Here is a 12,158-nt window from a genome sequence, read left to right as displayed (position 1 = left end):
GTTCTTATTTATTCTAATTATAAATAATAATTTAGTTCAGCAAAGCTATTTATAATAATTTTAAATAACAAAATTTATTTTGCATATTTTTCGTACTTAATTTTATCTAAATTATCACTAAATCTTTATTAAAGTTTATGGAAACAAGTATCATAAGTTCTTCATCTGAAGTTGCAACTCAGCTAATTAGATTTAGAAAAAGTATTTATGCTGATTCTTATGTAGGAGGAAGTCTTTCAGATGCAGTATTGCAGGAAATTCTAATCAATGCAACATGGGCGCCTACTCATAAAATGACAGAACCCTGGAGATTTATAGTGCTTGAAGGAAGTCAACTTGAAAAATATGGAAATTATATGGCAGGCTATTACAAGTATCTGTATGAGGATATTACTGATGTCGAAAAAAAAGCGGCAAAGTATAATTATCTTAAAAAATATCCACTTAAAGCGGCGTGTCTGATCGGAGTGATTCTTTCTAAAAGCACCAAAGTGAACATTCCTGAGTGGGAAGAACTGGCTGCCGTTTCCTGCGCAGTGCAAAATATGGCTATTAGTGCAACTTCTTATCAGTTGGGTTCCTATTGGGATTCAAGTGGTGCTGCAATAGAGTATGTAAAAACCTTTGGTCTCGAGGCCAATGAGCAATCTTTAGGACTATTTTTTATAGGTTTCCCTGAGGAGTCGGCACTTTCTGTAACCAAAAGGAGAACCGCTATAGATAAAAAAGTTTCCTGGCATATTTAATAAAGAGGTTTGAAATTATCCTGAAAACCATGCGAAACAAAAGTTAAGCTAAATTTTAAAAGAAGAATCTGCAGCTGTGATAATAAAGATGCTGTTTAGCTCTTCACTTACGAAAAAATAAAGGCAGATAATCACCCCACCAGAGAGGATTGATCCGGGTATTTTAGTACCGCTGCCATTCTCCAAAAAAATCTTAATATTTCTCTTTTAAACCAAATAATTGTGCTAGTAAAAATACGTTCAATATTTACTTTATTCAGGATTGCATTGCAAGGAACTGAAAAGAATTTTACCACAGGAAATGTAAACAGGGCGACCTTTTTATTATCTGTACCTACCATGTTAGAGCTCAGTATGGAGTCTCTTTTTGTTTTAGTCGATCTTCTTTTTGTAAGCAGTCTGGGTGAAAATGCCATTACAGTCGTAGGGATTACTAACTCTGTAGTGATTCTTATTCAGTCGGTAGCGATGGGTTTGAGTATTGCGGCAACAGCAATGATTTCAAGAAGGGTAGGAGAACAAAAACCTCGTAGAGCAGGACAGACCGCAATGCAGGTCATTTATTTGGGGATTTTCCTTTCTGTGATATGCAGCGTTTTAGCCGTAATTTTTAACCAAGAGATTATGCGTTTTGCAGGTGGATCAGATCATTTGGTGAGCTACGGCAACACTTTTTCTAAAACTATGTTTGCAGGACTCATTTTTATGATCATGCGTATTTTGATTAACGGAGTGTTTAGAGGTTCCGGAGATGCCTCGATGGCTATGCGAACCCTCGCATTTTCGAATGTTTTAAATGGTTTGCTGTGTGCGGTACTAATCTTCGGATTGGGTCCATTTCCGAAGCTGGGGTTATTGGGAGCTGCAGTAGCTATGGTAATTGCAAATGTCTTTAGTGTTGGCTATCAGTTATGGTATCTGTTTAAAAATAATAGCACAATTATTATAGGAAAACGACAGATGTTGATGGTTCCTGCCCTGATGAAACGAATCCTAAAACTTGCAACTGCCGGAATGATTCAGAACCTGGTACCTTCTTCAAGTAGATTTTTAATGATTGTGATTGTTGCCAAACTTGGTGAAAATGTACTGGCTGGCTATATAATTGCCAATCGGATTATTATGTTTAGTGTTTTACCTGCCTATGGAATTGCTAATGCGGCTGGTGTATTAACCGGACAGAACCTTGGTGCAAGACAGCCGGAAAGGGCAGAAGCTTCGGTATGGAAAACAGGAGCGTTTAATATGTGTTTTCTGGGGCTAATTGCCATTTTTTTATTGATCTATGCTAAAACTCTGGCAGGATTTTTTACCTATGATGAGCAAATCCTTTCTTATGCAAGTACTTATTTGCAGTATATGGCTATCGCTTACTTTTTCTTTGGTTATACCATGGTAATCTCCCGTGCGTTAAATGCAGCCGGAAGTGTAAACACGGTGACCGTACTTTATATCCTAATGTTTTACATGATTCAGCTTCCGTTATCATATTTACTGGGTACTTATTACGAATGGGGACCAAAAGGAATATTTATTGCAATCCTAATTTCGGAAATTGTATTGGCAACTAGCAGTGTTTTAGTTTTTAGAACCGGCAAATGGAAAACGGTGAAGTTGTAAAAGATTTGAATTATCATTAAACCAATCAATTTGATGGGAACTATAAAAAGGAAGGCTTGCTATTATTTACGATTCATTTTCTTGTAGATATTTACAACATATAAAAAAACCGCTGAGAAATAATTTTCAGCGGTTTCAGTTTTATGATTCCTTATAAAGTATTAGCAAATTTTATTTCACTAATAATTTTTTACTTTGTTTATAAGCCCCGTCAGTAAGTATAACATGATAAATACCTGTTGGCAAATTCTTGATAGTATAACTAGATGCATTGCGTACAGTATCTATTACAACGCCGTTATTGTTGTAAATGGTAATTATTGCAGTAGCACTATTTACATTTTCAAAAGAAAAATTAACTACATCTGAAGCAGGATTTGGATACATCGAAAAGGATTTATTTCCTGCTAGTGAATCATTAGCTTCAGCTCCGGCAAGAGGAAGAGTTATGTCAAGATAACTACTCCAATCGCTTGTTCCGGCCGCATTAACTGCTCTTACTCTAAATCTATAAGCTGTTTCAGTTCCTTGTTTTGGAACCCACAAATAATACGTAGTCGATGTTCCTTGGGTTGCCCATCCAGTTGCAGCTTTGTATAATTGTACTTCATAGCTTGTTGCATTTGCGACTTGTGTCCATGAAGCATAAAAACCTTGAGCGTAAATTCCAGAATTAGTAATGTTTGTAGGAGTTGCCAGAGTTACAGGATTTGGATTTGATGGTCCAAAAGTTACCGTATAATCTTCAACTTCTCCATCGCCAATACTTCCGCATACAGCAGTTGGGTTCGAATTATATTTCATTACAATACGCATTCTGGTTGTTCCAGTAGCATCATTTGGCACCGTAAAATTACCAGTAACTGTACCATTCGACGAAAGTCCAGTAATTACTTTCTCTGAAGCTTCGAATGTGTTATTTTTATTGTAATCTATCCAAATTCCCCAAGATTCAGTATAATTAGAACTAGAAAAACCTGGAGTTAAACTAACTGGTGTACTTGCGTTTGGAGTTAATGTAATATTCTGAGAAGTGTAGTTTCCATATCCGGAAGCATTCGCACCAGATGAATTTGTAAAACTTCCTATTACAACATCTTTAATATACTCATATTGATTTGCTCCTTGCGCACTACAATAGGGTGAAGTAGCTGTTAATACTGCCGTTGCAACATTAGAATAATCAGAAAATGTAGTATTAGCATTTGCTCTTACCTTATAAGTATACGTATTTCCAGCAGTTAAACCTGTATTTGTATAGGTAGCAACATTTGCTCCAAGTGTTGCAATAACACTATAAATACCGTCTGCCGAAGCTCTTTCTACAGTATAAGCAGTTTCGTTAGTAGCATTATCAGTCCATGTTAATACAGCCTGAAGTGTTGTAGAGTTTGGAGTTGCTACTAAATTTGTTGGCGCTGCAACTGTTGTTCCGCTTGTAACTCCAGCTATTATAGCTTCAAAAGGTTTAGTGTTATAAGCATAATCGGTAATAGTATATCCATCTCCGCTAGCTGTAACTTTTACTTTGAACCAACCGTAGCAAGTTCTTCCTCTGCTAGTGTATTCAAAACCTACATAACCAGTTTGATTGTCCCAAGCTGTATAAGTTGCTGTACGTAAATCTAATTGATCAGGGTATGCTGCGCCAGGTGTAACAAAAGTACTTGAAGCACCTATAGATGTACCAGCAGCAATTTTAGCAATATTTCTTGTTCCGGTTATTCCGACTAATCTCTTGCCGTAAGTTTCAATTTTTAATGCATTGGCAGCAAATTGCCATGCGCCATATTCGGTATTGTCACCAATACCCAAATCTATATATTTCCAAGTGATTGCAGGAGAAACTATAAAATCAGGATTATCTACATAAACAATTCCATAAGGAGCATCGAATTTTATATTTATTGTTTTTGCAGGATTATCCACAGTTATAATTCCGCCAGTTATTGCAGCGTCTTTAAATGTAACTATAACAGCAGCATCATTGGCAGGTAAATGTGGATTTGCTTTCCCTGTAAAAGTAAGCGCTACTTTAGAGTTACTTTGTAATGTTAAAACAGCTGTTAAACCAGTTGGTACTCCCGAAATAGTGTAATCAGTTCCAGCGGTAAATGTTCCCGTACTTTTGGTAAAAGTTCCATTATTGGTCGACAGTGAAATCTCAGTGCTTGATGTTATGCCACCATCATTAGCATCAGCCTCATATAGTGTATTTGCAGATAACACAACAGCAGTTTTAGCCGTCATTCCTGTGTTAATTGTCGCACCTGGTTGAGTATTATAAGCATATTCAGAGATTGTATAACCGTCTCCATTTGCTGCAACGGTAACTTTGAACCATCCATAGCAAGTTAAACCATCAATAAGATAATCAAAACCAACATATCCAGATTTACCATCCCAGTTTGTATATGCTGCAGTACGTAAATCTAATTGGTTGGGATAAGCTCCCGGTGCTGTAAAATTGCTTGCAGGACCTACTTGAGTATTTGGAGCTAATAGTGAAATATTTTTAGTTCCGGTTTGACATACTAATTTTTTAGCATAAGTTTCAATTTTTAGCGCATTGGCAGCAAATCTCCAACCTCCAAAAGCTGGATCATCTCCTTTTTCTATTTCAAAATATTTCCAGGTTAGCGCTGATGAAACAGTTACGTCAGGCATATCAACAAAAAAAATCCCATAGGGATTTACAAAATTGAAATTGAAATATATACTTGTACAAGATAAACCTGTTGTGCCACCGGTAAATGCTGCTGGCAAAAATGAAATTGCTCCTTTAGTATTATTAGTTAATAAATGATTTGTTGCTTTTCCTGTTAAGGTAACTGTTATTTGAGAATTGGAGTTAACAGTAAGTACTGGTGTAATTCCTGCTGGGAATGTGTGAGTAAAATGTGTTCCCGCTAGCATAGTTCCAGAACTAATTGCAAGTGTTTTTGTTCCTGATAGTGTTATTATCGATGATGTGTCAAAAGATCCATCATTTACTACAGCTTCTTTAAAAGAACTTTTATTCACAGTTAATAAGCTTCCTGTATAATTAACTCCCGTTGCAATGAGATTACTTTCTTGCCAAAGGGTTTTTCTTGCGGGATGTTCTAAGGCAGCGAGCATCCGATCTATTTGCCCTTGAGTGTACATTTTATAACATCCTTGTGCACCATTGTAACCCATGTAATTTTCATTATTCACTCTGTCGCCGTTACAATTTGTTCCTTGAGTGCAGGCTAAGGTATGTAATCCGTCTTCAAGAGGAGTGTCGGCTACTTGATCTGTGCCTGTGCAACCACCCTCAAATGTGTGTATTAGATTGAGGAAATGCCCAAATTCATGTGTTAGTGTAGCCGAAAATTCTTTACTATAGGAGTTATCATATAAATAAGCTCCATTAAAGACTACACGGGCTGTATTGTCAGCAGTCATACCAGAGTCAGGGTACCAAGCTACTCCTGAGTTATTTAGAGCTCCATCTTGGTAAAGATCATTTTGGATATATACATTCATGTATTTTGTATTATCCCATGCATCGGCTGCAATTTGATCATCATATCCGCTACCGTTGCCATACCCGTTTTTGGCAGAATGAAAGACGACTCCCGAGGTACAGCCTCCATTCGGATCAATTTTGGCAAGTTTAAACTCAATGTTTAATGAGCCTCTTCTGGGTTGAAAAAATGGATCAACTGTTGCATAATCAGCATTTCGACCATTAAAATCATCATTAAGTTGAGCAAGATGATTTACTATTTTTTCGTAGGTAATGGTTTTTCCACTTTGAACATCTCCGTATATATGAAAAACAACGGGAATTACGTAGGATGTTTGTAGTAGTTTAGAAGTCTTGGATTTCCGTTCTGCACTAAACTTTTTGGTAAATGCATCAAAGTTTTGCCGTTCTTTTAATGCATTGGGGTTCTGTTTGTAAATTTTGTCATTTTCTTCTTTTGTTCTGCAGGGTAGTCCTTGAGCACTAATTTTAAGAACAAAAATAAACGCCACAAATAATAATAATTTTGGTTTCATAATTTTTTTTGAGGTTTGTTAATAATGAGACCAAAGATATCTGAATAGTTTAAAATGTGATTATACTATATTATTCTGTTTTAATATGAAATAATCCAAATAAATTAACTTTAAAATTGTATTAAGTGTTTTTTTAATCTTAATTTAATATGTTTAATGTAATTGATAAAAAAGTGTCTTGTTCTAAAATGTTATATCCATTGATGTATTCCAGTTATTGCTTTGGGCTTACAAAGGAGCATTTTTAGAATACTAAATTCTAAGCAATTTGGATAGTATTAATGGAGAGATAAGTGATAGTTGCGAAATTCAATAAGTACTGAATTTCTAAAGTAGAGTAGAGGAATATTATGAGAATCTAAACTCAGGAAGTTTTTCTACCTATAGTATATATAGGTAGGTAGTAGCACAGGACTATTTAAATTACGATGTTTGTAATTGTCCAAATATAAAATCATGCTTTTTTATATTATTATCTACATAATCATGATTAGAAGATTTGTTATAACTCTTATTAAAAAAATAAGATATATCAAGGAATAATAAATCATTTAATGAAACTCCAAAAACGGAAGCTATTTTTGATAATTTAGAAATTGTTAAATCAATTTCACCACGTTCAATTTTACCATATCCACTAATACTCATATCCATCTCAGAAGCTACAAATTTTCTTGTAAGATTTTTCATTTCGCGTATAGTTCTGATATTTTCTGATATATTTTTATTCATGAGAAACTAATTTTTGTAAATACATTTTAAAGCAATAAATCATTCAAAAAAATGTATCTGTTTAATTGTTAATAAATTATACGCAAAATTAATTAGGAAATGAAAATTAAAAAGCCACAATAAATCATTAAAATATTATAATAAGTTTTTTCAAAAAATATAGTATTGAATATGATAAACCAAACATCTCAATCACCGAAAAAGCGATCGAAATATTACTACGCTACTCTTGGCCTGGTAATGTTCGTGAACTCGAAAATATTATACAGCGTATGATAATAATGAGCGATGATATTATAGATATTCAACAAATTCCAGAGCATCTTAAATATCACATCTCAAGTGGAGAAATAAACATTCTTAAATCACTAAAAGAATATGAAAAAGAACAGATTTTAAAAGTTCTTGCAGCTGTTGATAATAATAAAACTCATGCTGCAAAAATATTACAAATTGACCGTAAAACACTTAATCATAAAATTATATGAGTCAGAATTGGGTAATTATTCCTCGAATGACACCAAATTCCCATGGCTCAAAAACAAATGATTTTATAAGCTTCCATATCATTAAATTGATTAGCAACTTGTTAACTTTCATATGAGTTTAAGGCATACATTTTGCCTTAATTCATACATAAATACATACAAAAGCAATATTTATATTGTTATATAAAACGAATTAAAATAACCTCAACAAAGCAGAAAAAATGGAAAAGATGATGAAAACGAAAATGGATACGATAATGGAAGTGAAAGCTGAAATAAAAACAGGAACAATAAAAAATACATTACCGAAAATTACCAAAAAAGAAATTTTAGAAGCAAAAGAAAATACTTGGGATTTTTTCTTTCTATTACTTTCTAAATATTATGAATTAATGGATGGGCAATATGATGAAACTGAAAATGAATTTAATACTGCCCAGCATACATTAATGGCATATAATATACTATATGGTGAAGTTACTAATGGAGGCTATTTATCCCTAATACAAAATGGATATGGTGGTTATATATTTGAAACTCTTTTCTCTGAAACAATGAAGGTATGGGGAATAAAAGAAATGGCAATAAATATAGATAAAGCCAAAGAAATTTATTTAGCACATAAGCCTTTTTTAGAAATGGAAAGGACAGAGGAACAATTTTCAAGAATGTATCAAGAGTTTCCACATTTTAATTCTATCGATAAAGATTTTTTCAAGATTATGGACAATGAAAGCGAAAAAATTAAAATACATATCCAGGAAAACATGAGTGATTTCGCAACTGCAATATAATCATCATCTATAAAAAACTGTAAACATCATCATCCTAATCAGGATAAATACGACATGCCTTAAGATTAAACAATAATATCATTGTTACTCTTAAAGATTTGTCATATAGTTTCTAACTGCAACTTACTTAAGAATGCTGAATGTTTATAATTAAAATAACTAAAAAAATAAACCGCAAATAAAGCATACGTTTATTAAGTAAAATAAAATTACAATGGAAAATAATAAGATAATAATAGAAGCAAAAGAACTTGAATTATTAAAAGAAATTATATCAACAGCACAAAACAATAGCGATAGAATATACAATCTCTCCATTAAAAGATTATCGAGAGAACTTGAGACAGCGACAATTATGGCTCATAATCAGATGCCTGAAAAAATCGTAAGAATAAATTCAAAAGTAACCGTGCAAATAGCAGCCAACATTATTAAAAACTTTCAGATTGTTGTTCCCGAAAAAAGCAATTTAAATCAGAATAAACTATCAGTAATGTCTCCAATGGGATTAGCTCTATATGGATATTCTGTTAATGATGAAATCTCGTGGCAGTTTCCTTCAGGAATAAATAAATTAAAAATATTAAATGTCGAATAAGCAGCTTTTCAAATACAAATACTATTTAAAAACAAGTTGTATAACTTTATTATATCAATATTACTGTGAAAATAATTAAACACTCATATGGAACCAACTTAGATTGGGTAGCTCCACTAGCAGAACAATTGGGCGGAAAAGTTGATGGTAATTTTATAATTTCATCAGATACACTTTTCTCTGGAAATAGATATTTTTTGGATTGTGGAGATGATATTGTTGCCTATTATGTCGACGGAACAAGCAATATGGATTTTAACTTAATCCAAAAAAACACTAGCAATGATTTCATCGGAATCTATTATAATTTAACTGAAGGAGGAATACAATATTCGAGTAGTACTTTCGAGCAAGAAATAGGCCGATGGCACTATAATCTAATGGTTATTGATAGTTCACTCGAAACAAATTATTTGATTAAATCGGGAACTAAATCATTTGTTTTTTGCATTTTCATCAAGAAAAGCATGATGGAATCCTACGCCAAAAATAATAATATTACAGTAAAAGATATAGATAAAATTACAGATTCTACAAAAAATACAATGATAAGATTTGACAGGATGAGTAGCGATAGTTATCATATCCTAACCGACTTACAAAAACTAAAAGTTGGTGGTCATATATTTGACTTAAACCTCAAGGGAACTGTACATTTATTGCTATCAAATTTTTTAAAGAAAATGTCAAGCACAAGAATTATTATTCAAACTGTAAATAAAACAGACTTGGCTAATATTGTAGCTGTGCAGATGTTTTTAATCGATAATATTGAAGACCATTTTCCGACTATCAAATTCATTGCGAATAAAGCAAACATGTCTGAGTCTAAGTTTAAAAATTTGTTCAAAAAAATAACAGGTATGACACCTAATGCATTTTTCATGGACAATAAACTACTTAGAGCTAAGGAACTATTAGAAAAAAATCAGCTGTCAATATCACAAGTATCCGATAAGCTTAATTTTACTAACAATTCTTATTTCGCATCAAAATTTAAAGAGCATTTTGGTATTTCACCTAAAACATTTATTAAACAATTATAGCATAAAACAAAACTACTTTTTTAATCAACTGTAAAACGATAATACTATATTTTAAAACATAAGACAAGCAAATAAAAAATCCTTGTATGAATGATACAAAACAAAATCACTAGTAAATAACATATAATAAATACTGACAATCAATATTTTAATATAAAAAAACTTAACTTTATAGTGCATAAAAATATATCTCTGTGAAAATAATAGAACATACTTATGGTGCCGACCTGAACTGGGTTGCTCCTTTTGCATTACAAATGGAAGGAAAAACGGATGGTAATTTTATAGTTATACCAGATAGTATCCAAACCGGAACAAGATATGTTCTGGACTGTGGTGATGGCATTATCGCCTATTACATTGATGTAACATATAATAAGAATTTACACTTAATCCAGAAAAATAACACTAATGATTTCATAGGAATTTACTACAACTTAACCGAAGGAGAAGCTTCATTAAGGAGCAATACCTTTATGCATGATATAGGACGCTGGAAGTACAATTTAACGGTTATTGATGGTGGACTAGAATCAAATTATTTTGTTAAGAACGGTAGTAAAACATATGTACTTTGCATATTTGTTAAAAAGACTACGATAGCTACATTCGCAAAAAAAAACAATATTACTTTTCATAATATTGATAAAATTGCTGATCCTGAAAAAAATACAATTATTAGATTAGACAGGATGAGCAGCGAAAGTTATCACATACTAACCGATTTGCGTAAGCTAAAAGTTGGGGGACCTGTATTTGATTTAAATCTAACAGGTACTGTTCATCTATTACTTTCTAATTATTTAAGAAAAATGGCAAGTCATAGAATTATTATACAAACAGTAAATGAATCTGATTTAGCAAATATTGTAGCAACACAAATGTTCTTAATTAGCAATATAGAAGATCATTTTCCGACGATAAAATTGATGGCAAGCAAAGCGAACATGTCAGAATCAAAATTTAAGAATTTATTTAAAAAAATTACAGGCGCAACACCAAATGCATTTTTCATGGATAATAAAATGCTATTAGCTAAAGAACTATTGGAGAAAAAACAACTATCAATATCTCAGGTTTCTGACAAGCTTAATTTTACCAACAACTCTTATTTCGCTTCGAAATTTAAAGAGCAATTTGGAATAACTCCAAAATCATTTATTAAACAATTATAAAAAATACCGGATTAAAAATATCCATAGCAGTGAATAGAAAATAAAAAAGACTAAACAAAAACTTATCTGCAATGAAAAAAATTACACATTTTTATTCTTTAACTCCAGAATGGCAATACAAACTTGCTGAAGAAATGGGTGGAGAACTTATTGATGATAAAATAATTGTTATTCCTGAAACATTAGGGCACGGGCAATCCTATTTTACTCAAATAACACCTGGAATTTCCGCATTATTTATGGATTTTGTTTTAACAACTCCTTTAAAAATAAACCGTCTTAAATCTGAAAACGAATTATATATATTCCATTTTGATTTAAGTGATCATACTAATTTAATTAAAATACAAGATATCGATTATGAAATCGGTTCTGCAATAAATGTAGGCTTAGCAATTATAAGTAATGATATAGAGAGCTCCTTTAAACCTGCAGTAGGACATAGAACATTAGCATTACGTCTACTTGTTGATAAAAACTTATTAAACGAATTTGTAGAAAGTCATCCTAGCGAAGAATTTACTAATAGAAGAATAAAAATAAAAAAAACAGTACCTTATTACTACGATAATATGGATAGTAATAGTATATTACTTATCCAATCCCTAAAGAGTAGATCAGTATATGACAGTTCATTTGATCCCTATCTCAAAGGAATTTCTTTAAAATTATTAGGTAATTTTTTAAATAGATATACAGATTCTGAAGCAGTAAAGAATGAAACTACCGAAATTGAAATAGAAGCTATTACCAAGACAAAAAACTACCTTCTAGATCATTTATACAACCCATTCCCTTCTGTACCTTTTTTATCTAAAATGGCTGGAATGTCACCTTCAAAGTATAAAATGTTATTCAAGAAAGAATTTCATAATACCCCAAATAATCTTTTTATAAAAGAAAAAATGCTTCTTGCAAACCGTCTTTTAC

Annotated in this window: 10 protein-coding genes; 8 read left to right on the top strand and 2 right to left on the bottom strand. The window is 32.2% G+C overall.

Features of this window, described 5'->3' with window-relative positions:
• The first annotated feature begins 137 nt into the window (after nt 1-137).
• Nucleotides 138-746: a nitroreductase gene (locus B8T70_RS22350; RefSeq protein WP_086896283.1), complete on the top strand. Its 609-nt coding sequence runs from the start codon at nt 138-140 to the stop codon at nt 744-746.
• A gap of 222 nt (nt 747-968) precedes the next feature.
• Nucleotides 969-2,366, top strand: a complete 1,398-nt coding sequence (locus tag B8T70_RS22345; protein WP_242667548.1) for an MATE family efflux transporter — start codon at nt 969-971, stop codon at nt 2,364-2,366.
• A 171-nt stretch (nt 2,367-2,537) separates the two neighbouring features.
• On the opposite strand, the gene B8T70_RS22340 is transcribed toward B8T70_RS22345, so the two are convergent.
• Together B8T70_RS22340 and B8T70_RS22335 are read right to left on the bottom strand one after the other, a co-directional pair.
• Nucleotides 2,538-6,395 (bottom strand): M43 family zinc metalloprotease, encoded by a 3,858-nt coding sequence (locus B8T70_RS22340; RefSeq protein WP_052259494.1) that lies wholly within the window; start codon nt 6,393-6,395, stop codon nt 2,538-2,540.
• A 423-nt stretch (nt 6,396-6,818) separates the two neighbouring features.
• Nucleotides 6,819-7,127, bottom strand: coding sequence for a helix-turn-helix domain-containing protein (locus B8T70_RS22335; protein WP_052259493.1), 309 nt, complete (start codon nt 7,125-7,127; stop codon nt 6,819-6,821).
• Between the two features lie 272 nt (nt 7,128-7,399).
• On the opposite strand from B8T70_RS22335, the gene B8T70_RS24300 reads away from it, so the two are divergent.
• The 6 genes from B8T70_RS24300 to B8T70_RS22305 all read left to right on the top strand — a co-directional run.
• Nucleotides 7,400-7,615 (top strand): helix-turn-helix domain-containing protein, encoded by a 216-nt coding sequence (locus B8T70_RS24300; RefSeq protein WP_242667547.1) that lies wholly within the window; start codon nt 7,400-7,402, stop codon nt 7,613-7,615.
• Nucleotides 7,616-7,845: 230 nt separating this feature from the next.
• Nucleotides 7,846-8,409 (top strand): DMP19 family protein, encoded by a 564-nt coding sequence (locus B8T70_RS22325; RefSeq protein WP_165763244.1) that lies wholly within the window; start codon nt 7,846-7,848, stop codon nt 8,407-8,409.
• A 214-nt stretch (nt 8,410-8,623) separates the two neighbouring features.
• Complete coding sequence (locus tag B8T70_RS22320; RefSeq protein ID WP_086896279.1) at nt 8,624-9,007, top strand: GreA/GreB family elongation factor; 384 nt, start codon at nt 8,624-8,626, stop codon at nt 9,005-9,007.
• A 65-nt stretch (nt 9,008-9,072) separates the two neighbouring features.
• Nucleotides 9,073-10,053 (top strand): AraC family transcriptional regulator, encoded by a 981-nt coding sequence (locus B8T70_RS22315; RefSeq protein WP_086896278.1) that lies wholly within the window; start codon nt 9,073-9,075, stop codon nt 10,051-10,053.
• A gap of 194 nt (nt 10,054-10,247) precedes the next feature.
• Nucleotides 10,248-11,228 (top strand): helix-turn-helix transcriptional regulator, encoded by a 981-nt coding sequence (locus B8T70_RS22310; RefSeq protein WP_039120247.1) that lies wholly within the window; start codon nt 10,248-10,250, stop codon nt 11,226-11,228.
• A gap of 71 nt (nt 11,229-11,299) precedes the next feature.
• A partial coding sequence (locus B8T70_RS22305) for an AraC family transcriptional regulator (RefSeq protein ID WP_086896277.1) occupies nt 11,300-12,158 on the top strand: 859 nt, incomplete at its 3' end.

It is taken from the genome of Flavobacterium sp. AJR (assembly GCF_002156885.1).
Taxonomy (GTDB): Bacteria; Bacteroidota; Bacteroidia; order Flavobacteriales; family Flavobacteriaceae; genus Flavobacterium.
Note: the sequence above shows the minus strand (reverse complement) of the source record. Positions and strands in the feature narration are given on the sequence as shown.